The sequence below is a fragment of the Paraglaciecola mesophila genome (assembly GCF_009906955.1).
In the GTDB taxonomy this organism is placed as follows: domain Bacteria; phylum Pseudomonadota; class Gammaproteobacteria; order Enterobacterales; family Alteromonadaceae; genus Paraglaciecola; species Paraglaciecola mesophila_A.
The window spans coordinates 4,769,057-4,791,600 of sequence record NZ_CP047656.1 but is presented as its reverse complement, the minus strand read 5'-3'; the positions used below and the strand labels follow the sequence as shown (position 1 = coordinate 4,791,600).

At 44.2% G+C, this 22,544-nt stretch carries 21 protein-coding genes; 7 read left to right on the top strand and 14 right to left on the bottom strand.

What is annotated here, in order from left to right:
* Positions 1-11: 11 nt before the first annotated feature.
* A complete protein-coding gene (locus FX988_RS20575; protein WP_160181929.1) occupies positions 12-1,007 on the top strand; it encodes a polysaccharide deacetylase family protein in 996 nt (331 codons plus the stop codon).
* Positions 1,007-1,933: a polysaccharide deacetylase family protein gene (locus FX988_RS20570; protein WP_160181928.1), complete on the top strand. Its 927-nt coding sequence runs from the start codon at positions 1,007-1,009 to the stop codon at positions 1,931-1,933. Before FX988_RS20575 ends, FX988_RS20570 begins: the two co-directional genes overlap by 1 nt.
* A 96-nt stretch (positions 1,934-2,029) precedes the next feature.
* Here FX988_RS20570 and FX988_RS20565 read toward each other — a convergent pair whose 3' ends face one another.
* Complete coding sequence (locus FX988_RS20565) at positions 2,030-2,557, bottom strand: DUF3750 domain-containing protein (protein WP_160181927.1); 528 nt, start codon at positions 2,555-2,557, stop codon at positions 2,030-2,032.
* Between the two features lie 370 nt (positions 2,558-2,927).
* Here FX988_RS20565 and FX988_RS20560 point away from each other — a divergent pair, with 370 nt between their 5' ends.
* Positions 2,928-3,911, top strand: a complete 984-nt coding sequence (locus tag FX988_RS20560; RefSeq protein ID WP_160181926.1) for a transposase — start codon at positions 2,928-2,930, stop codon at positions 3,909-3,911.
* A gap of 671 nt (positions 3,912-4,582) precedes the next feature.
* On the opposite strand, the gene FX988_RS20555 is transcribed toward FX988_RS20560, so the two are convergent.
* The 3 genes from FX988_RS20555 to FX988_RS20545 form a co-directional block, all read right to left on the bottom strand.
* Positions 4,583-5,494 carry a DUF1838 family protein gene (locus FX988_RS20555; RefSeq protein ID WP_160181925.1) on the bottom strand — a complete coding sequence of 304 codons (912 nt, stop codon included), beginning with the start codon at positions 5,492-5,494 and terminating at the stop codon, positions 4,583-4,585.
* A 68-nt stretch (positions 5,495-5,562) separates the two neighbouring features.
* A complete protein-coding gene (locus FX988_RS20550; protein ID WP_160181924.1) occupies positions 5,563-5,979 on the bottom strand; it encodes a PaaI family thioesterase in 417 nt (138 codons plus the stop codon).
* On the bottom strand, positions 5,979-6,764 hold the full coding sequence (locus FX988_RS20545) for an enoyl-CoA hydratase/isomerase family protein (protein WP_160181923.1): 786 nt from the start codon (positions 6,762-6,764) through the stop codon (positions 5,979-5,981). Before FX988_RS20545 ends, FX988_RS20550 begins: the two co-directional genes overlap by 1 nt.
* Before the next feature lie 126 nt (positions 6,765-6,890).
* Between FX988_RS20545 and FX988_RS20540 the strand changes: the two genes are divergently transcribed.
* A complete protein-coding gene (locus FX988_RS20540; RefSeq protein ID WP_160181922.1) occupies positions 6,891-7,787 on the top strand; it encodes a hypothetical protein in 897 nt (298 codons plus the stop codon).
* 189 nt (positions 7,788-7,976) lie between these two features.
* Here FX988_RS20540 and FX988_RS20535 read toward each other — a convergent pair whose 3' ends face one another.
* The 3 genes from FX988_RS20535 to FX988_RS20525 all read right to left on the bottom strand — a co-directional run bounded on the left by FX988_RS20535 (position 7,977) and on the right by FX988_RS20525 (position 11,561).
* Positions 7,977-8,450, bottom strand: a complete 474-nt coding sequence (locus tag FX988_RS20535) for a hypothetical protein (protein ID WP_160181921.1) — start codon at positions 8,448-8,450, stop codon at positions 7,977-7,979.
* A 5-nt stretch (positions 8,451-8,455) separates the two neighbouring features.
* A complete protein-coding gene (locus FX988_RS20530; RefSeq protein WP_254700675.1) occupies positions 8,456-9,295 on the bottom strand; it encodes an alpha/beta fold hydrolase in 840 nt (279 codons plus the stop codon).
* Between the two features lie 64 nt (positions 9,296-9,359).
* A complete protein-coding gene (locus tag FX988_RS20525; RefSeq protein WP_160181920.1) occupies positions 9,360-11,561 on the bottom strand; it encodes a TonB-dependent receptor in 2,202 nt (733 codons plus the stop codon).
* 879 nt (positions 11,562-12,440) lie between these two features.
* Here FX988_RS20525 and FX988_RS20520 point away from each other — a divergent pair.
* A complete protein-coding gene (locus FX988_RS20520) occupies positions 12,441-12,836 on the top strand; it encodes a hypothetical protein (protein WP_254700674.1) in 396 nt (131 codons plus the stop codon).
* Positions 12,837-13,134: 298 nt separating this feature from the next.
* Here FX988_RS20520 and FX988_RS20515 read toward each other — a convergent pair whose 3' ends face one another.
* The 4 genes from FX988_RS20515 to FX988_RS20500 form a co-directional block, all read right to left on the bottom strand.
* Positions 13,135-14,127: an NADP-dependent oxidoreductase gene (locus FX988_RS20515; protein ID WP_160181919.1), complete on the bottom strand. Its 993-nt coding sequence runs from the start codon at positions 14,125-14,127 to the stop codon at positions 13,135-13,137.
* 39 nt (positions 14,128-14,166) lie between these two features.
* Positions 14,167-14,814 (bottom strand): glutathione S-transferase family protein, encoded by a 648-nt coding sequence (locus tag FX988_RS20510; protein ID WP_160181918.1) that lies wholly within the window; start codon positions 14,812-14,814, stop codon positions 14,167-14,169.
* Positions 14,815-14,904: 90 nt separating this feature from the next.
* The gene (locus FX988_RS20505) at positions 14,905-15,471 is read right to left on the bottom strand and encodes a carboxymuconolactone decarboxylase family protein (protein ID WP_160181917.1); all 567 of its coding nucleotides are present in this window, start codon (positions 15,469-15,471) and stop codon (positions 14,905-14,907) included.
* Positions 15,472-15,526: 55 nt separating this feature from the next.
* Positions 15,527-16,459 (bottom strand): hydroxymethylglutaryl-CoA lyase, encoded by a 933-nt coding sequence (locus FX988_RS20500; RefSeq protein ID WP_160181916.1) that lies wholly within the window; start codon positions 16,457-16,459, stop codon positions 15,527-15,529.
* 354 nt (positions 16,460-16,813) lie between these two features.
* On the opposite strand from FX988_RS20500, the gene FX988_RS20495 reads away from it, so the two are divergent.
* A complete protein-coding gene (locus FX988_RS20495; protein WP_160181915.1) occupies positions 16,814-17,998 on the top strand; it encodes a CaiB/BaiF CoA transferase family protein in 1,185 nt (394 codons plus the stop codon).
* A 332-nt stretch (positions 17,999-18,330) separates the two neighbouring features.
* Complete coding sequence (locus tag FX988_RS20490) at positions 18,331-19,395, top strand: hypothetical protein (protein WP_160181914.1); 1,065 nt, start codon at positions 18,331-18,333, stop codon at positions 19,393-19,395.
* A 172-nt stretch (positions 19,396-19,567) separates the two neighbouring features.
* Here FX988_RS20490 and leuD read toward each other — a convergent pair whose 3' ends face one another.
* From leuD to FX988_RS20475, 3 genes are read right to left on the bottom strand one after another with little or no spacing between them, the layout of a single operon-like run.
* Positions 19,568-20,233 carry a 3-isopropylmalate dehydratase small subunit gene (leuD, locus tag FX988_RS20485; RefSeq protein WP_160181913.1) on the bottom strand — a complete coding sequence of 222 codons (666 nt, stop codon included), beginning with the start codon at positions 20,231-20,233 and terminating at the stop codon, positions 19,568-19,570.
* Complete coding sequence (gene leuC, locus FX988_RS20480; RefSeq protein ID WP_160181912.1) at positions 20,233-21,636, bottom strand: 3-isopropylmalate dehydratase large subunit; 1,404 nt, start codon at positions 21,634-21,636, stop codon at positions 20,233-20,235. Before leuC ends, leuD begins: the two co-directional genes overlap by 1 nt.
* A complete protein-coding gene (locus FX988_RS20475; RefSeq protein ID WP_160181911.1) occupies positions 21,617-22,540 on the bottom strand; it encodes an alpha/beta fold hydrolase in 924 nt (307 codons plus the stop codon). Before FX988_RS20475 ends, leuC begins: the two co-directional genes overlap by 20 nt.
* Between the last annotated feature and the right edge of the window lie 4 nt (positions 22,541-22,544).

The window sequence follows — 22,544 nt, the reverse complement described above, 5'->3', positions numbered from 1 at the left end:
GGTGTCGAAAAATGAAAAGTGATCCTGGATTTTACGATTATTGGCCTTATGAAAACCGCCCTAAAATACGTTGGCCTGGTGGTAAAAAAATGGCATTTTGGGTGGCTCCGAATATCGAGTTTTATGAACTAAACCCGCCCTCTAACCCATCACGCAAAGCGTGGCCTCAGCCCTACCCAGCTACACAAGGCTACAGTATTCGCGATTATGGCAATCGCGTTGGGCATCAGCGGCAAATGGACTTGCTCGACAAATACGGTATTCGCGGTTCTATTTCGTTATCAACGGCTTTGTGTGACCATCACCCAGAAATTATTCAAATGTGCAAGGAGCGTGATTGGGAGTTTTTCAGCCACGGTATTTACAATACGCGCTACACCTACGGTATGTCAGAGCAGCAAGAGCGCGACATGATCAAAGATTCCATGGAGACGATTTATCGGCATACTGGGCAAAAATGCGCTGGCTACCTAGCACCCGCCTTATCTCATTCTGAGTTGACCTTGGACTTATTCGCCGAAGTGGGCACTGAATTGTTTGGCAATGAAGGGGGGATTTATACCTGCGATTTATTCCATGACGACCAACCCACGCCTATTCACACTCGCAGTAACAAGCCCTTTGTGTCTATTCCCTATTCACTGGAAATGAACGACACCATTGCTTTTGTGGTCAATAAAATCGAGCCTAGACGTTACGGGGAAATGTTAAAGAAAAATTTCGACCGTTTATATGCTGAGGGCGATGAGTCAGGCACCATTATGTGTATCCCTACTCACAATTATCAAGTGTCTTGCCCCCATCGTATGAAAGCATTTGAAGAAGCGCTCGATTACATCACCAGTCACGATGATGTGTGGGTAACCACAGGGAAAGAAATCGCTGACTACTACCTAGCGCATTACTATGAACAAGCCAAAATAGACATTACGCAAAAAAATGCAATTGCTCTTAATAACGCTGTAGCCCTTGATAGCGCTGCAGCCCAGAAGAAAGGAGCGAAATAATGGCGCTAGATAAATCTTACCTAGAATACAGTCATCGTAGCCATGGCATGGATCACAACCGTTACGACTGGTCTATGCTAACCGACAGACCCAAAGTTACCTGGCCTGATGGTAAAAAATTAGCGTTGTGGGTAAATGTACCTTTGCAGTTTTTCCCGCTGGATCAAAAAGGTGAACCATTCAAAATTCAAGGTGGCATGACCATGCCCTACCCTGATCTACGGCATTTTAGTTTGCGCGATTACGGCAACCGAGTGGGCATTTTTCGTTTTTTAAAAGCGTTTGATAAATACGGCGTAACGCCTACCTTTGCCATGAACACTGAGCTTGCCAAACGCAACCCTTATTTGCTCAATACCATCAAAGAGCGGGGAAGCGAAATCATGTGCCATGGTATGCACATGGATGCCCTGCATTATGGCGGCCAAGACAAGCAAACCGAAACCCAGTTAGTACAAGACTCGTTGTCACAATTACGCGAATTAACTGGGCAAAACATTACCGGATGGTTAAGCCCTGGGCGCAACGAAAGTGAAAACACCCCAGAACTACTCGCCGCAAACGGCATAGAGTATTTTTGTGATTGGGTAAACGACGACATGCCCTACACGTTCAAAACGCAGCAAGGTAACTTATGGGCTATGCCGCTTTCTAATGAATTGGATGACGCTTTTATTATGCTTAATAACTTGCACAGTGAAGACAGTTACGCTGAGCAAATGATTGATGCCTGTGACTTTTTATTAAAAGAAGCAAATGAGAGTGGCGGGCGAATTCTGAGCTTAAATATTCACCCATGGATGCTAGGGCAACCCCACCGTATTGGCGCCCTAGAGCGGGTTCTTGAATACGTGATGAGTCAAGATGTTTACAGCGCTAGCGCCAGTGATATTCTTAAAACGTTTACATCACAAACTACGCCCTAAAGCGCCTTTAACAGTCAACCCGCGGGGCATTTACATCCTGCACCGCGGGTTGTAGGTAGCTGCCGAAACGGTCTTGACAGACCGCTTCGTAACCAACTAATCAGCATATCCGCTGCCAATCGCCCGAAATGGCATATCCAACTCTAACTCTGGTACCTGTAACCCAACCCAAGCAGGAAACGTATTGCTGTTTGGCCCTGGAAATAATGTATATTCGTTTGCCCAAGGGTAGCGTTTAACCGCCGCGATGACTTTGGGAATAAGCTCAGCGGCTTTTTCACCCTGAATCGATAACACCCGGTTTGGTTTGGCCCCATACCAAAATCGATCAGGCGTAACGGTTTGATATTCACGTAACGCTGGTAACCCGTCTCTTACTCGCCAGCCAACCACTTCATATACTGTGTATTCAGGGTCGTTTTCATGCTTCAAGGCCAACCAAGTATGCACCGCAAACCAACCGCGCCAACTAAAGGCATCGGCTGCGTAAACCTCAATCGATGCTTGGGTATCCGTCAGCGGATTAAGAGCGAGACCAGCAGGCTCTCGAGATGCGGTACGCCAATCGTTCGCAGTACAGGCGACTAAAAGAGACAACATTGCCATTAACACGATTGCTTTCATTCAACTTCACCTTAGATATTCTATTTCTTAGTCGCTTTTTGACCCGGTAATAAAGCAAATTTACTTTGTGAGCGCAACGAAACAACTGTTACCAATTTCTTCAATGCCCAGTAATACCCTGACTTTTAACTGCTAAGTTAATTTGGTATCAACAAAATAAATTGCTCGAAACGAGTCTATTGGGGTGCTTTAATTGCAAAACGAAAACATAATAGAATAGGTATTAAACCCCAACCTCTAACACTAAAATAGAGACACCCAATAAAAGAAAGACACCAACACTAAAATAATGACACCCATGATAAAATGGCCAATTTTCAGGGCTGAACTACACTTTATTCGTGTAATAAATTTATCAAGTGGATGAGTTATGCCTCAATCTCGAAAAAGCCAAATCAGTTTAATCGATACGCCTTATTATCACTGTGTGTCCCGATGTGTTCGCCAGTCTTATCTGTGTGGCACAAACCAACTTACTGGGCAGAGCTATGAGCATCGTCAAGGCTGGGTAGAAGAGCGTTTATTATTTCTATCGACCGTATTTTCCGTCGACATTTGTGCCTATGCAGTCATGAATAATCACACGCATGTGGTGCTATATGTAGATAAATCTATGGCGGATAATTGGGATGCTGATGAAGTGTTGAGGCGCTACCACAAGCTACACAGAGGCACATTGCTGACTCAGAAGTTTGTTAACGGCGATACCTTGAGCCAAGCAGAGCTAATCACCTTTGATGAAACCGTTCAAACCTATCGGAAACGTCTTTACGACATAAGCTGGTTTATGCGTGATTTAAATGAGTATATTGCTCGTCAAGCGAATAAAGAAGACGGCTGCACCGGTCGTTTTTGGGAAGGGCGATTTAAGTCCCAAGCGTTACTAGATGAAAGTGCAGTCTTAGCGTGCATGGCCTATGTAGATTTAAACCCCATTCGCGCAAAAATGGCAAAAACACCTGAAACGTCAAAGCACACCAGTATTAAAAAACGCATTCACGCCGTTAAAAACCAACAATCACAACCAAGCGTTTTGATGCCGTTTGTGGGAAATCATCGTGAAAACAGGCCCACAGGTATTGCGTATTCGCTCAAAGACTATTGTGAGCTCATTGATACCACAGGTCGTTGTATTCGTGATGACAAGGCGGGTCATATTGATAACACTCACAGTCCTATTCTACAAAGATTGAGACTAGACTCTGCTCAATGGCTAACCCTAACCACTGAGTTCGAAAAACACTTCTGTTACGCAGCAGGTGCGGAGCAAATGATGAATGCTTTTAAGCGCCATACTCATCATCAACGAATACGAGGCATGACCAAAGCAAAAGCACTGTTAAAACGCGCTTAAGCCCCACAAACAAGACAACCTTTACATAACCTGTAAGGTAGACGCTTGTCTAAAAACAGACTTTGCGCGCCATTTTCATACCTCAACGCGCAAGATTTCAGTGAAAATCCTCAATCACTCAGACCCCAAGTGCCTTTACGCATTTTGAAGGCAATTGTCCCCCTAAGCCAGGAAATTTTTATAGGACTCTAAAGATGGGTGTCTTTGTAGAAATTCTCTAAAAAATGGATGTTTTTGTAGACATTGCTAATAACAACGTCTTGAGCGCAGTAAGAAGATGTCGCCCGGGCACTTTATGCTTAAATTGAGGCGTGTAATCGAAATCACAGACTATGACACTGGGCGACCTATGGTTCATCGTATTGAGTTGCTCAAATGTGACCGTATTGATTGCTATGATGCGTTTATAGATGGTGTACTTTGGAAACGACGCGTAGGCTGGAGCAATGTGTTAACAGCAATACGTAAAGCAATACCCAGATTAGCAGAGCGTATATACTTCTGTTGTGGTTGAGAGTTAGCGTCTCCTGTCCACAGAAGCATCGAATTCACTGTTAATTCACAGCCCGTAATTAATACGTGATGCTTCCCAAGGTGAAACTCAATCAAAAAAGGTTAGCCCTGAGACTAACCTTTCTAAACTTCGCTACTGCTTTTTATATCACAGCTTATTATTGAGCTCGCTGGCGTGTAAACTTCTCGCCTTTCACCACTTTTTTGTAGCCTGTCCAACTGGTTTCATTGGGGCGTTCATCGTCCGTTGGCGGTGGTGTTTTGTACTTTGGAGCATGTTCATTGATAAAGGTTTTCATCACTTCACCCATATCATCGAAACTATCTACTTTGCGCCCAGCTGTATGGATATAGATCGAGCCTTCGCGCCCACTCATCATCATAAAGGGCAGCCAATCTGAGATACGTACCCAACCTACATGTACATCCGCGGTGTCCTTTTCACTGCTGGTTAAGCTTTCCAAGTCACCTGAAAAGTTAAAGAGTTCAGAGGCATGATACACACCGCCTACTTGCTTCTGGTAATCGCCCCCTAAGTCGTTGTGATAAAAAAGCGGCACAGGGAAGGTCATCCACCAGTAGTCTCCTTTAATGTCGCCCCCGAATTTTTGTTTCCAAGGTGAGGCTGTGCCATCTTCGTTACGAGGAAAGCTAGGAGGCTGATTAACCGGATCATTCAACACATGGTGCACATCAACCACTTCGTTGGTCCATGGGTTTTCCCATGTATCTAGTGGTTGGCCAGTTTTCTTGTCGGTATACAGTAATATTTCGCGGGTCACTAAGCGGTATGCTTTACCTTTTTTGCCCCCATCAACCGTACCACAAGTGCGCACGTTCATACCCTCAACGTTAAAGATGTGCTTATCAACTTCACCTTGACGACGGGAGAACACTTTGCCCTTCCACCAGTAAAAAACAGGCTTATCATCAATGGTTGAACATTGGATCTTGCGCATCGCCATGTTGGCGCCTTCGGGAGTGTTTAAATCGAGTTTCGTTGCTGCAAATGCGCTGTTGAACGACGCACCTGCTAGTAAAAATAATGATGCCAGTTTGAGCTTTTTCATGTGTTCCATTCTCTTATTTTTGACCTAAACTAGACTAGTCGAACGGTGGGGGAGCGCATTGAGAATTATCAATTTTCACCTATGATTTTCCACACACCTGTGGCTTGTAAAACAATGTTTTTATTGGTAAAAATTCGCCCCTGTGCAAAAATGACACTTCGCGTTTTACGCACAACACTGCCTACGCCAAACAACACATCCCCTTCTTTACCCGCAGCAATTAAGTTGCTATTCAAAGAAATAGTGGCAAAACGAATGTCATGACCAATTTCGTCGCCAATGCCGCGGTAAATAGCATAATCGGCAAAAGCGAGTGTTACGCCACCATGCACCACCCCTTCTGGGTTAAGATGGTAAGGCTCAATTTTTAATGCTCTGTGCATCACCCCATTTATATTCTTCTCATAAAAAGGTCCCATATGCGCAGAGAACCCCTCTTGCTGAGTGCAAGGAGTAAAGCTTTCATCAAAGCGAATATCCGTCATTAAGAAAACCTCGCAGGTCGCTTTTGCGTAAACGCAGCAGCCCCCTCTTTGAAATCATCACCATGGAACGCATCGTCAAACAAACGCAGCAATCTCGCTTCGTTATCAAGGGCGTCATTGCTCGGCATTTCACCTAAATATTGTAACGATCGCTTCGTACCACTAACAGAATAACCACTCACGCTCAGTATTTGTTGCACCAATGCTTCTGTGGCTTCACTCAGGCTTGCTCGCTCTACGACTTGAGTGATAAGCCCCCAGTGATGAGCCGTATCTGCATTAATTTTTTTGCCCAAATACAACAGCTCTTTCGCCCTAGGTAAACCGACCAAATCTACTAGACGCTTTGTGTCTGCAAGGCTATATAGCAAACCTAATTTAGAGGGGGTAATGGCAAAGGTAGCGTCATTTACAGCGATACGAAAATCACAGCACATGGCTAATCCCATTCCACCGCCGACACACACACCGTTAATTTGCGCAATAGTGGCAAACGGCAGTGCCGCTAATTTTTGCTGCGCTTCCTGAACAATCTGATTGCTGGCAGAGAACGCATCTGGGTTGGCTAACATTTCGTGTAACTCTTGGATGTCTGCACCGGCACAAAATGCTTTTTGCCCCTCGGCCTTCAACACTAAAACCCGAACCGTACGGTCTTGCATTAACGAGTCACAAGCTTGCGCGATGGCATGCCACATGTCCTGGGTTAACGCGTTGTATTTGTGTGCTCTGTTAAGGCTTAAATAAGCGACTTTTCCCTTTATATTCAAGGTGACTGTTGACATAAATCAATAAGCTCCGGTGTCGGTTTAGTCCAAGGTTGCGTTGCGAGTTAGGTTACGTCAAATTATCATCCATTCAACACAATAATAAATTGCGATTTAGCAATTATTCCTCACTGAGAGCAAGATATGAGCGACCCACTTTTAGGCCCAGTCGTTGGCGCAACACTGTTGGCCCCCCATTTGAAATTTGCTAGCCACTGTTATCAAACAGCTATGGGCTACACTTTGGTCGGCAAAGAGGTCGTCAGCCAGCAAATGTGTGATCTGTGGAATGCCCCTAACCTTCTCAATAACCCTGTTCATGTATTGGCTGCTGCCAATGGCCACGCTTGGCTACGAATAGTAGAGGACCAACACTGTCAACCCACCAAACCTTTGAAAACTCACGGCTGGATGGCACTTGAAGTTAACGTGGCGGACGTCGATGTCATCCGCAAAGAAATCGATACCAAAGTATTCAAAATCATCGGCGAACCAGCCTATCTACAAATAAGTGACGCAATAAAAGCAATGCAAGTCATTGGCCCATGCGACGAAGTTAGCTACATCACCCAAATTGATAAACCTGTTCCTCCTTTTGAACTTCCTATGACAAAAGCACGCACTGGCAGCTTGTTTATACCCGTGTTATGTACACCTGATCGTGACGCAAGTTTGGCATTCTACGAGTCTCTTAATCAGCTAACGGGCCTCAAATTTGATACCAAAGTGACCGTATTGAACAATGCTTGGGGACATGACATTGAACATCAATATCCGGTGGCAACAATACAGCTTGCAGGACAATGCTTATTCGAAATTGATCAGGTACCTCAAGCACAATCTGTGGTCAGTAATAAAGGCTCATTACCGTCAGGGATCGCAATGGTCACCTGTATGGTTGATGACTTAGCATTTGCTGTGAAGAAACTAGCCTTACCTGTAAAACAAATACACAATGCCTACTACCCCACATCCAAAGCAATACTCGCAAAAGGACCCGCAGGTGAATTAATCGAATTAGTCGAACGCCCAGCAGCGTGACCTGTTGGTCCCACTGCTCGTTCGGGTGACTCGTCTTCTCTTATCTCGCCGTGCTAGAGTTCACTTCAATTTAAACGCAAATTACCTATAGCAAGGCGCTGATTATTAACCTTCTACTCAATTAGCACAATATTGAGCTGAATAAACTGTTTAGCTTTAAATCGCCTTTTCGGTACGCGAAGAATTGCCTTATTTGTGATTACCTTCTGGCGATGAAATCACTAGATGTTCATCACACAATGTACGTTTAAAGCACACTCCGTCTTTAAACCAATGCCACGTCCTTGCGCGGTGCTTCTTGTCTGCTCCCATCACTATGCTTTCATAAAACCAGGCGCCTGGTTCGTCTTTTCGTTCTAGTTCCAGTAAAAATATATTTGGGCTGGCTACCCATCCATACCCCTTGAAGGTTTCAGTATCCCAATAAATTTTGTCGTTTTTTATCATTCCGTCAAACGCAACGTTGAACACTCGCCCGTCGTCCCAGGTAAATTGATTCCGTTGAATATAAACAACTGGTCCGCTGGCAGGAAATACGCATTCGACTTGGCTATGGTGAAAATCAAGGGTTTCCCCTTGGGGATTAATATGCCGATAAGTCCCTCGCCAAACGCCTTCATGCTCTAATACATCAGGCATAAGCTGCTTTAACGTGTTTGTCATGCTGTTTACTCTTTTATATTGTTACTTGATTGTGCATTCAAAAATGTCAGTATTTCTTCTGCGACGTCGTGGGTAAAGGCATCCAAAAAGCCAGTTGACCATTGGAAATAGTTCTTTCGCAGTCCATTGTTAAGCAACGGATCTACCCGCTCGCTTTGCTCGCGCATGTCATCATCTAGGTTCATCACTAAGAAAGGATGAGGCAATGTCTTGATGTCACTTATGTATTGTGCAGCGTGATTAAAAGCGGCCATATGCCCCCACTCATACCCTTCTCCACCACGTAAATTTTCAGCCATTGAATCGGCACACATCTCTAGGGTCATACCGGGTCCGCGGTGATGAATAATGCGCTCCCACATAGTACGAAAACGGCTGCCTTGCTCGTCTAATGGTATAGGCGCGTACAAATCGCAAAAGGACTGAACCTCGCTTTGAAGAAACACTGGCGCCGCGATATTAATCACTTTGTTTACCCGCTTTGGAAACAGATGAGCCGCCCGCACAGAAACCATACAACCAGTGTGATAGCCTACAAGGTCAACACTTTTTAACTCTAGCGCTTCAAGCACGTCCCAAACAGCTTCTGCATAGCAGTCTATGTTGGCTTGCGACTCGCTATCTGTTGGGTCCGACTCCCCGTATCCAGGGTAGTCAATCGCAATGGCCAGTCTGTCCTTGCCCAGCAGAGGTAAAATTTTGTGATAAGAACGACTGGATTTAGGCACCATATGCAAACACACCACAGCCGGTTTAGCCGTCGACTCGCCCGCCATACGGTAGTGCAGCTGCCCAAAGCGCCCATTGGTAAAATAACGAGTGACTTTTGAAGTCAAGATAGACACTCCTTCACAATGCGATAAATGATAAATCGAAAAAAAAGCCCTTATTATAAGGGCTTATTTGCTTTTAAAATCGATATTCCACATCCACACCCCAAGTCAGTGGGTCTGCTGCATATTGAGTAAAATCTCCTGCAGCAGCTGCTCGCGCATATACTTCATCGCTCAGGTTTTTACCCCATAACGCCACGGCCCATTTTTCACTGTCAGGCTCATACGCAATGCGTGCATTAATGATGGTACCGACACTGGTTAATGAATGGGCAGGTGCATTTGCCACTAAACTATAAGAATCGTCCTCAAACGAGAAATCGATACGGCTTGTTAGCAGACCTTCTGCGATAGGCATTCTGTGGGTCAAGCCGATAGTGCCTTTATAGTCAGGGGCATTTTTAAGCTCTAATGCTTTGGCGCACTCAATGCTAACTTCACCGTTACAATCTGGGCTTGAACCATTGTTGGTTAATCCACCCGCTTGAGCAAGTGTTAGCTCTTTATATTCCCCGTCGATGGTGCCAAATGTTACATTCAGCGTCAGGCTGTCCGATACTTCAAAAAGCGCTTCAAGTTCGATACCACTGATTTTCGTTTCATCTACGTTAAAACGAGTAAAGCCAAGTCCAGGTACAGTTGAAGCTATTTGCAAATTGTCATAGTTGTTGTAGAAATAAGTGGCATTTAAACGTAAGCGGTTATCCAGCAAATCGCTGCGCACGCCGATTTCAAATGCATCTAACTCTTCTTCGTCAACAGGTAGAAAACACGCTGTTTCTACACCGAAACAATCAGGTGACCAGCCGCCACTCTTAAAGCCTGTAGAGTATGAAACATACCCCATAACATCTTTGGTAAACTGATTATTCAACGCGATATTATATGTCGTGTTGCTAAAATCGAGCTCTTCATTGCGATTACCACCACTGATGGGCATAAGGGCGTCGATCTCTTTGGTTTCATCTGTATAGCGAATACCAGTTGTCAACGTTAAGGTGTCATTAAACTCATAAGTACTTTGAAAAAATGCGGCGTAGGCCTCGGTTTCAATGCCAAGCTCAGAAGGGAACACGAATATCGAGTCCATCTGCACATCTTCACTGAAGTAATAAATGCCAGTCACAAAATTAAAAGCCCCTTCATAGTTTGAGCTTAAGGTCACTTCTTGGCTGAACTGATCTTGATCGGTTTGCTGGCTATATGGAAAACCGATACGACTAGACAGATCATCTTCCATCTGGCGATAACCCGTTAAAAAGCTAATGTCATACTCGCCGACTTGACCCTGTATGTTTAAAGATAGCCCACTGGTTTCCACCTCGCTGCGATAGTCGTTGAAACACCCTAAACTCAAGAACGCAGCTGGTGTGGCAGCAGAGCACGTCACACCCGGTACAGGCTCAATTGTAAACAGATTATTGTCTGCGTCATTTGCGATCGCAACGCTATCTGGGACAGGATCAGAATCATCTTTGGTGTAATCAAATGCAAGATTCATATTCCAAGCTTCATTGAACTCGTTGTACAGGGCAATACGGAATGCTTTGGTGTCTTTCTCCCCAGCTTCGGTACCCGCTTGGTCAGCAAAGTCACCATTTGGATTAACAGTATGAAAACCGTCGCGAGATTTACTCAATACAGTCGCACGAATAGCACTGCTATCCGATAAACCAAGGTTACCCGTGAAACGACCATCTAAACGACCATCGCTACCAACCGTTGCCTTCACTAAGCCATAATTTTCATTTAGTTCTGGTGACTTACTAATGAGCTTAATTGCACCGCCGTTAGAGTTTCGCCCGTATAAAGTCCCTTGCGGGCCGCGCAATACTTCTACTCGCTCTAAATCAACTAGATCAAATAAGGCACCAACTTGACGACCAACATATACGCCGTCTACATAAACCCCCACGGCGGGGTCAGCAGAAACACGGGATTCGTCCTCTCCTACCCCACGCAGGAAAATACGCGCTCCGCTAGCAGTACCAGTATTGGTAGCGAGGCTGATATTAGGGATCTCGTATTGTAAGTCCAACACATTTGTCACTTGTTTTAGCTCTAAATCGGCAGCACCAATAGAGGTGACCGCAACGGGGACTTCTTGAATTGACTGGGCACGTCTTTGAGCCGTAACAACGATTTTTTCTAACTCTTTACCCTTTGAAACTGTACTTTCACTACCTGTGGCTTCTTGCGCCAACACAGGAAAAATAGATGTTGCACACACAGCTGCTATCACAGTTGCTAGGTACCTTTTCTTTACAGACTTACTCATAGATGTCCCCTTTATATTATTTTAATCTGTCATGAGCCTATTGACATATTATTATAACATTAAACAATGTCAAGTCGTAAAATGGTCAAATAACGAACGAATAAAAATCAAAGTAACTATTTGTTAAATATATAGATAATTTGATTTCAGAGTACTTAGCCTCACATTCAAGGTAGATTAATTACACTCAAAATGTGGTTGTTAAGTAGACTAATTAAATGTACTTAAAACCGTTTTAAGAACTTTTTGCTGTAAAAAACCAGGAGCGACGCAAAAATATACAATTGAGTATTCTGCTTTTCTTCGTAGTGTGCTGCCTTGATAGCAAAGACGTTCAGCAAGAAACGTTGACGACTTTATTTAGCCGACAATCTTATGATTTTTAGTCATAAATTGACGAATGACATAGCGTAAAATCACGTTTAGATATTGAACGCTCAATGCAGTTTACGGGTAATTATCAGCCCCAACAGAGTGATTATCAAAGAGGTCACGAGGTTTTATTGTCAATTTACTTTACAAGAAAATTTTTTCCCCACGGAAAATCAACACCTAAAACGTTGATTTAGTTATTAAATTTTTTCTGGCTTGAATTGTGCCTTGTTGGACTTGAGCTGTACGGTTCGGCAAACCATATCTTTGATGTTTTAGTTGTATGTTGTTTCAGTAGTTAGATGTTCTAGGTCGCCGCCCTGATAATTTAAATACTCACACTCATTACGTTAAGATAATTAAGGATAATTAATTACGCGTTGCCTAAATCTACTAAATCATCCCTCTCAACTAAAGACCTTTCTCGTACTGTGTGCTTGGTTACTTGGCTTTAGTGCGCTGCAAACAAATGCTCAACAAATTGACAACAAAGGAACAGAGTTTATTTTGGCCTTTACGCCAAATTTCGATAACGCGGGTAATGTAGAAATTCACCTAACCGGAGATACTGCTACCCAAGTTACCATCAACTACCCAATGAACAGCCCTACCTTTACCACTGTCGAAAATGTGGTTCCTGGTAGCGTTACTGTCGTCCCCATTCCGATCACAGCGATTTCAAACGCGACACCTAACACTATTCAAGATAATGCCATTCACGCAGTAGCCAGCGAAGAATTTGTGGTTTATACGGTTAATAGAAGAGCGCAAAGTTCTGATGCTGCTTTAGGTTTGCCTGTCGATACGATGAATACCCAATATATCGTTTCTACGTACAATCGGCGTTTTAGGGGTTCGCAGTTTGCCGTATATGCCTCTCAGAATTCATCCAGCGGGTTTTGAACAAGGCGTCGGTGTGTAGTAATGGTTGTTCCCTTTCAAATACCGAGAACGTAGTGCAAAACCCGCTGGGGAATTCCCCTCGGGCGAATTTTAAAAGCACTTACTCTGTGTTGCTCAAACTCGAAAGAGCACAGGTTAGTTTTTAATAAAGGGCTATCATTTAAGCGCCTTGATTAAGTACTTTTAAATTTTCGCTGAGTGGTTAATTATTTAATGGAATTGGTATTAGTACTATTACCCATAAAAAACGGGAGCTGAAATCAGCTCCCGTTTTTATTTTGTCTGAAAGCTGTAACAACTATACTTTCACTACCGCTTTTCCCATATTTTCACCGCGCATTAGGCGGCAAAATGCTTCTGGCGCTTCAACTAAGCCATTGGCAATATCTTCACGCACTGTGAGTTTTCCTTCTTTTATGTATTTTAGGCAAGCATCAACAAATTCATCTCGGCGTGGCTCAAAATCATACACTACTAATCCGTACACGATCGCTCTCGCTTTGATCCACATTGCTGGTGGTGGGCCCATACTTCGTGTGGTTTTGTTATAGTCGGCCATTAGGCCGCATAAGATTACTCTGGCGCCAATGGCTAAGCGTTCAGACACAGTATTAAGCATATCCCCTCCAACTAAATCAAAGAAGATATCGACTCCGTCTGGGCACAGCTTATCCAGTTGCTCGCCTAGGTCGCCTTTTTTACGATTGATACAGGCGTCGTAACCTAAGTTATTCACTGCGTAGTCGCACTTCTCGTCTGTGCCGGCGATACCAATGACTGTGCAGCCATGTATTTTTGCTAACTGTCCAGCGACTGAGCCTACACCACCGATGGCCGCAGGGATCACCACCACGTCACCGGCTTTAGGTTGGGCTTGCCAAATCATACCCGCGTAGGCTGTCAGGCCTGGCATTCCTAAGGCTGACAAAGCGTAAGAAGGGTTATCTATTTCCTGCTTAATTTTGAAAACGCTATCACCATCATGCACAGAATAGTTTTGCCAACCACCAAAACAGCGCACCAAGTCCCCTTCTTGAAAGTCTGGGTGATGAGACTCAACGACTTTACTGACCGTTTCACCACGCATTACATCTCCAGGGTTAACTGAACCGGACATGTGTCGGCCAGCGATTTGACTGCGCATGTATGGGTCTAACGACAAATACAAAGTTTCACATAGAACTTGTTTATCTTGCGCTTTTGGCATTTCACCTTTTACCACACTAAAGTGTTGAGGTTGAGGTTGAGATTCTGGTGTGGATGCCAGTTGAACCTGAATATTTTCTTTCATGTTTAATTTTCCGCGTTTATTTAATGTTAGTGTGATGTATCACGCTTGCTGGCGTTGAAACGCCGCAAAAGCGCTGGCCATTTCGCTAATACCTTGTTTAACGTCCGCGTCATTGCGCACCCAATCCCACCATTGATTTAGGTAATCCAATCCGTCGGTTATATTATTCTTTGCATATGCGCCCACTGTGACATCAACCCACCAGAAGGTGGGTGCGAGTACAATATCCCCCATGGTCAATCCGTGGTCTTTTAAATCAACATTTGCCTTAAGCCACTGATCGAGTTTTTCTAATGTGACTCTCACAACGTCATATTGAACGCTTTGATCAAAGGTAAATTCCGGTAGCATCATGGCTTTAAAATAGGGCAACAAAGCGGGTGCTAAATGGGTATCCGTAAAGCTTGCCAATACGCGAGATTTAGCAGCTGCCAGAGGTTCGTTAGGTCTAAATGTTTGTGTTGGATAAACATCCTCCAAATATTCCATTATGGCTATTGATTCTGGTAGATATTGTCCGTTATCTAACCCTAGCAAGGGTATTTTGCCAAGAGGATAAGCTGCTAAAAATTCGGGGGTTTTCAGGGCTAAATTGGGCGACACTATCGCAATATCCAACTGTTTTTTACGGATCAATATGCGCACACGCGTAGCGTATGGTGAATGATCAAGGTTAATTAACTGCATTTAATTCCTCTCTTATTCTTATTGCTAGTAACGGATGTTTAGTGGTCGTTCTCTTTGTCTTACGATTGCCCTTCGTCTTCGCTAACTGAATTAGGTAGCGCTGGTAAACTTTTTGCTGGCCATCGCTGGAGCCGCTTCAATATCTGTTTTAAACGTAGCATTCCAGCGATTCAAAAAGCCGAACAATGAAATCACGCCGACTATTTCTACTATCTGCACTTCACTAAAATGCGATTTAAGACGTTCAATCTGCGCATCTGTGACTGCATTTGGCACCAAGGCTGCGTTACGGGCTACATCCAGTGCTTCGCGCTCAGCTGGGCTGAACAAGTCACTGGTTTGATACTCCCAAATAGCTGCGATTTTTTGTTCGGTAATGCCATGTTTCAACGCGCCGTATTGCGTGTGAGCCTGACAGTACTGGCAACCGCTAGCACTACTTGTCATTAACCCCAAAAGCTTTTTCAAATCGTTATCAAGTGCACTGGGTTGATAAATTGATTGCACCAAGCCTAAAAAGGCTTTAAGCATTTCAGGGCTGCGCGCCATGATTAAACCGTCGTTAGGGGTAAACCCCATAATGTCCTCACCTGCCATCATAATGGCTTTTAGGTCGTCAGGTAGCGCATCAATCGGTAAGGCTGATAAACGTGACATATCGTTATTCTCCAATTTGGATGTGTTTGTTTAACGCATACAGTAAACTGACTTTTTACACTGCGCGTTGAAAGCCTTTTGGTAAACCTGCATCAGGAGTAAAACCGTATAGAGGCTCATTCGGTAATGCGTTAGCTAATATTTTTCGCGCAGCAAATAAGCGGTCAAAATCAATTCCCGTTTTTAGGCCCATTGCTTCAAGCATGAAAACGAGATCTTCGGTGACGATATTGCCACTCGCCCCAGGTGCAGCAGGGCAACCACCTATGCCGCCCATTGATGAGTCGACTGTGGTGATACCGACTTCAACTGCCGCTAATGCATTTGCCAAACCTTGTCCGCGGGTATTGTGAAGATGAATACCCGTTAGGTTTTCTTTGCCAATAGCGGCCCATACTTTCTTTACAAGACGCTGTACCTGCGCTGGATTGGCGTAACCTGTTGTGTCTGATAATCCCACTTCATCGCAGCCAGCCTCCATGAGTGCAACGGCTAACTCGACGACTTTGTCCTCACTCACCACGCCTTCTATGGTGCAGCCAAATGCCGTTGATAACCCACCTTCAAATTTCGGACGTTGCTCTTTCGGTAAGCTTTTGACCAATTCAGCGATACGCTTAACCTCTTCAAGCACCTGTTGATGATTACGCTTAACGTTACGTAAGCTGTGCGTTTCGCTGACTGACAGAGGAATACTCATTTTAGTAGGCCGCACCTCAATAGCGTTTTGAGCTCCGCGAAAGTTTGGCACTAACACAGCGATATTCAATCCAGCGATTTCCCGCGCATATTTAGCCACCTCAGCAGTATCAGCAAGTTGAGGAAGCACTTTAGCTGGTACAAACGAGCCCACTTCAATTTCAGGCACCCCAGCTGCCGCTAGCGCGTCAATCCAAGCTAATTTGTCAGCCGTTGGCATAATAGTGCTAATACTTTGCAGGCCATCTCTGGGCCCTACTTCACTGATTTCGATATCAAACGTTGACATATTTCTTCCAATTTAGAACCTTTAACCACTAACGCTTAAACGCGCCAAGCAAGGTTGAATAATGAGATCCTACTTTCATTTTTTAGCCTTCTTATTTATTGGTGCGCCAAGAAAAGAAGCAAACAAGAAAATAGAACGAGAAAAATTAAAATACGTTGCACAGACGTGTTTTTGCAATGGTGCTACATCACGCAGGTGCAGCGAATTTGACAAAAGTTAATCTGTTGCTTTTACATTCAAACCCTATTGTTATAATATTATATCATACAGACAAAAAGTAGTCTTTTTTACAATGAAGTTCGCCTTCTTAAAAAAAGACATCGTGAGTTATCAATAAATCTGGGAATACTAACGATGACAAATTCAGGACGATTGCCGCTATCAGGCATTAAAGTAGTGGAATTCACACACATGGTTATGGGCCCGACCGCTGGGGTCATTTTGGCTGACTTGGGTGCTCAGGTTATAAAAGTTGAGCCACTAGGGGGAGACAACACACGGCGCTTAAAAGGCTCAGGTGCGGGCTATTTTTCCATGTACAACCGCAATAAACAGAGTGTGTGTATCGATATCAAAAGCCCTGAAGGAAAAGACGTCGCGTTATCTCTACTTAAAGAAGCTGATATTTTACTTGAGAACTTTCGTCCGGGCGCAATGGACAAATTAGGCCTTGGGTATGAGCAACTAAAAACAATTAACCCACGCCTGATTTACTGTTCGCTTAAGGGGTTTTTAAGTGGTCCTTATGCTCATCGCACCGCGCTAGATGAGGTCACCCAGATGATGGGGGGCTTAGCGTACATGACAGGTTTGCCCGATAAACCTATGCGTGCGGGCTCATCGGTAATTGACATAACTGGTGGCATGTTTGGTGTCATTGGTATTTTAGCTGCCCTTGAAGAGCGCCATCATACCAATGAAGGCAAAAATGTGACTTGCTCATTGTATGAAACCACTGCATTTATGGTCGGGCAACACATGGCACAACAGGCCGTAACAGGCGAAGCGCCGCCCCCCATGTCTGTACGCCGCTCTGCGTGGGCAGTGTACGATATCTTTCATTGTGCTAATAACGAACAGGTGTTTATCGGTGTGGTCAGTGATACCCAATGGCGCATCTTCTGTGAAGCGTTTGACCTTAAAGAATTAGCGCAGGATCAAAGCCTCGCTCAGAACAATGGCCGTGTCGCCCAACGAGAGCGTATTTTACCGGTTATAAATGCGGTGTTTGCCACTCTTAGTAAAACTGAACTTATGGCTAAATTAGAAAAATCCGGTTTACCTTTCGCCCCTATCAATAAGCCCTCTGATTTATTTGAAGATCCGCATTTAAATGCAGGTGGGTTGGTCGATGTTACTCTGCCAGATGGGGTCAAAACTAAACTGCCTGGATTGCCTCTAGAGATGAATAACGAACGCATGCCGCTGCGCCACGACATCCCTACCGATAAAGGCAATTCAGTCGCGACACTAAAAGACGCTGGCTTTAGTGATGAGGATATTCAGAAACTACTTTCCCTTGGCGTTATAAGCGCTTAACGCCAACATCAGCGATAGCAATTTAAGCACAGTCCCTAGACCAAAGCCGCAGTTACTGAATAACGTAATTTGCGGCTTTTTTATATGCATAAATGAAGAACCAGTCTTTTTGTCACGTGCTGCTTATTCATTATAAACCTTGACATTACACCGGTTGAAAACGCGTTATTACTAACTTAAATTCGCTATTCGTTACAATTCACGTTATCTAAACCGAGCAAGACAGAGCAGCATAAAAATGGTAATTTTTTAAACCTCCTCAAAACTTAAGGTTATCTATACTTCAATAGATTTTTGAGAAGGATTATCTTCTAATGTTAATGGATTAAATAATGAAAAGAATACTCGCTTTTTTAAGTACATTAATTGCAACACCACCAGTATTCGCAGATTCTGCTTTGCTATGTACAGATTGTTCAGACCCAAATAAAGCCAAAGCCTTTGCTACATCTATGGCTAGTAGGCTTATCTGTGACCAAGATGTTGATCCAGATATATCCTGTTCATCAAGAAATAAAATAGTCACTCTCGTTGATAGAGACAGCGGCAAAGCCTATCAGTATAACGTTTATCATGAACCAGATGCACCGTGGAATGTTAATGCAGAAAGAATTGTGCTCAGTGATACTATAGAAGAAGGGTTTGAGGTTTTAACGAAATTTTACAGAGATTTAAATGCCGCAATTACCTCTAGTTCAAGTAACATTTCTCGCCTCAGTGGTTCAATAAATAACGTCAATAATACTTCTTCTACTTTTGCCCAAGCTAAAATGACAAACTGCCCCGCGCAGACAGCACTAAGTACTATTACAGATGCATCTGCAATGCAAAATGTAGAAGACGTTGCAAGACTTGAAATAGCAACAAATTTGTCAAGCAAAAACAAGAATACTCATCTTAACCCGATTAAAAAAAATAATACCTACTCCCTAAATTTTATGGGAATTGGCTTAACTATAATTGACAAAGCCAATAGTAGACCCCCGTCTTTTGTAGTGACATTTGATGAGTCTGAGAGGTCGACTTCATTGCAGGATTATTTACTTTTCACCGTCGATGTTCTTGGATATGACGCAAACAATATTCCAATCACAGATTTTAATTTAAGTGATAATTCTAGGGTTGCTGGATTTACCTTATCAAGATTGAGAGGAGAAAATGGTCCTGTCCCGATAGATAACGAATGTGTTGAAACAAGATTAGAGGAAGCTGTGAATATGGGATTATTAACGGTTAAAACCTCATCAGTAGGTGGGAGTGGCGGTGCAGGTGGTGGAGCAGATAGTGGTGGAGAAGGTAGCGGTGCATCTTTTCCTGTCTCTGGCGGCATGGGCTGCCAAATAGCTGACTTTTTCCAAAGTGGAGAACATATCTACACGTTTAAGATCTGCTCCTAAGTGTTTCAAGCTGCCTTTGATGTGAATGTAGTCGGTATTTCGAGCCCAGCAAAAGTTTATCGTCAGTTATCGGTGAACCTCAGGCAAACCGCGCGCTAAATCACTAACAAACAGCGCTATTAAGCTCTGTTTGTTAGTGTGCTACTGAGTGAAGTTACACCGACATACTATGTCAGGCCAGCCACGGATACTGACGCTGATACGACTGTTTGAAGCGCTCTATTTTTGACTTTGATTTCAAGGTTAATGCAATACCATCTAACCCTTCTAACAGCATGGCCTGCTGGGCTGGTAAAATCGAAAAGCTAAAACGCAGCGATTCATTCATTGAATCACTAACTTTGCCCTCGGTATTGTGATTCCCTGAGTCAATCGCATTAACATAGCATTCAAGTAAATTAATATTAACCTGGCTTGTTTGAGGGGCTTTCTCAACATGCTTGGCTAGCGCCAATACTTCATCATTGGCCAGCACCACAGGTAAAATGCCATTTCTGATGCAGTTATGATAGAAAATAGAGCCAAATCCCGGGGCGATAATCGCTTTGATCCCATATTCCTTTAATGCCCACACTGCGTGTTCTCTGGACGAGCCACAACCGAAATTATCACCCGCTAATAAAATGCTGGTATTTTTATATGCTGCTTGGTTAAGCACAAAATCTTCATTTGGCTCACGGCCATTGGGTAAAGTATAGCGCCAGCCGGCAAATAGGCCCTCACCCAAACCTTGTTTAGACACGAGTTTCATCTCCCGTGATGGAATGATGGCGTCCGTATCGATATTAATTTGCAACATAGGGGCAGCCACCCCTTGATGAATTGTGAATTTATCCATTATAAATACTCCCTAACATCAGCAATACAACCAGCAACAGCAGAGGCAGCAACCGTCGCAGGGCTGGCAAGGTGCGAACGTGTTTCAGGGCCTTGCCTGCTTTCAAAATTGCGATTGGTACTGGTTACCACTCGCTGGCGATAGCCGAAGCTTTCACCACCAGCAAAGAAGCACATAGAGCAACCTGCTTCACGCCATTCAAAGCCAGCCGCAATAAATATTTTGTCTAGTCCTTCAGCTTCCGCTTGGCGCTTAACCGTGGTTGAGCCTGGTACGCAAATAGCGTTAACGTTGTCCGCCACTTTTCGGCCTTTCAGAACCTTTGCAGCCAAACGTAAATCTGATATTCGACTGTTGGTACATGAACCAATAAACGCCGCTCCTATTGGTAACCCTTTAAGTGCGCTACCTGCGGGTAAGTCCATATATTCATAAGCACGATTTAACGCTTTAAGTTGATTCTGTGTGGCATCGATGGGTGCATGAGGCACTCTCGAGTCGACGGCGCAAGCGTGCTGTGGACTGTTGCCCCACGTAATCGTTGGGCTGATATCTGCGCAATCTACGTCGATCGTTTTATCAAATTGCGCATGTTCATCACTGTATAAAGACTGCCAAAAGATAACAGCCTGCTCCCATAACGCCCCTTTTGGTGCGTATTCTCGCCCCTCAAGATAGGCTACTGCTTTGTTGTCAGGAGCAACCAAACCGGTAAATGCCGAGAATTCAACCGCCATATTGCATAAAGTTAAACGGCCCTCAATATCAAGGGCATCCACAGCCGTCCCACCAAACTCGATGACGTAACCTGCACCACCTGCGGCGCTGTACTTGCCTATTAAATGCAAAATCATGTCTTTGGCCGTGACCCCAAAACCGAGCTGACCGTTAAAATTGACCTTCATGGTTTTAGGTTTACTGACGCGTAGGGTTTTGGTCGCCAGTGCATGTTCAGCCTCGCTTGAGCCAATACCCCATGCTAACGCCCCTAATGCTCCTTGTGAGCACGTATGGCTGTCAGGGCAAACCAAGGTTGCTCCCGGTTGCACTATGCCCAACTCAGGTGATACCACATGCACAATCCCTTGCTGCGGGTCGTTCACATCAAACAGCTTAATATTGGCATCAATGCACGCTTCACGCGTGGCCAGAATGAAATTCTTACCGCTGGGCACTTTAGTGTTATCGTCACGTCCCACTAGGGTATCAACGATATGATCCATGGTGCAAAATACATGCTCGGGTGAAACCACCTCTCGGTTATCGGCCTCTAAACTTTTTAGGGCAATAGAGCCTGTGCGTTCGTGCAAAAACACTCGGTCGATGTAGATTAAGGCTGCGCCGTCGTCAAGCTCTTGAACAAGATGATGCTGCCAGATTTTTTCAAATAAGGTTTTGTTCATGATGTTCCTCATCCAATGTATTGCTAAGACTAAGCAAGGATTGTTTTAGCGCGATGAATCGCCCATCCATCCCTGCTTGTGCGAAACGCATTTGAATATTTGACGGCAAATTAGCGTCGTCCAGTCTGTCTACATATTGTTTAAGTAAACTAGTGGGCCAGCGCAATATATGGGTGGGTACTGTAACTGGTTGTAGTTGCTCGGGTCGCTCATTCATGAACGCAGCACGATAGGCTAAATGGTAGTTTTCACCGGCTGTTAAATACCCCATAAGCGTGTCTTGAATGACTTGAGCTGGCATATCAGCACTGCCTACTCGAGCGCTTTCAGACGTATCAAACCAAGGGAAGTAATGAAACAGTTGACTCGACATTTTCCAAACCAATGCCAAATGAGAGCCGTCTTTTTGTGGGCTAATATCAGGAAAGTATTCAGCCAATATAGCTTCTCGCTCATCATCTTTGAACCAAGCCGCATTTTCAAGGACCATGCCTTTAATTGAACTTGGATGCGCCTTGGCGTACTCAATGGCTATCTGAGCGCCGGTGGCAGAGCCATATAACAATGGCTGCTTTAGCCCTAATGCATTGATAAATTCATTCAAAGCCTGGACGTAAGGAGTAAGGCTTGAATCAGGCTTTTCGTCTCTATCTGTTGGCAACTGAGCCCCTTTAAACTGTGGTAAAGGGTCAGACTGCCCATATCCCGGAGTGTCTAAGGCGATGACCTTAAAAGAGTCAGATAAGGCGCTCATGATCGGTAGCATAATGGCAGATGACATAGGCGATGCATGCAACAACACTACAACGGGTAAATGATCTGCGCCTTGGCTACGATAATGCAATTGCCAAGGAGCATCGCCCCCTAGCGTAACGTAGTGCTTTAGTACTGGATAACCCTGCATAAAC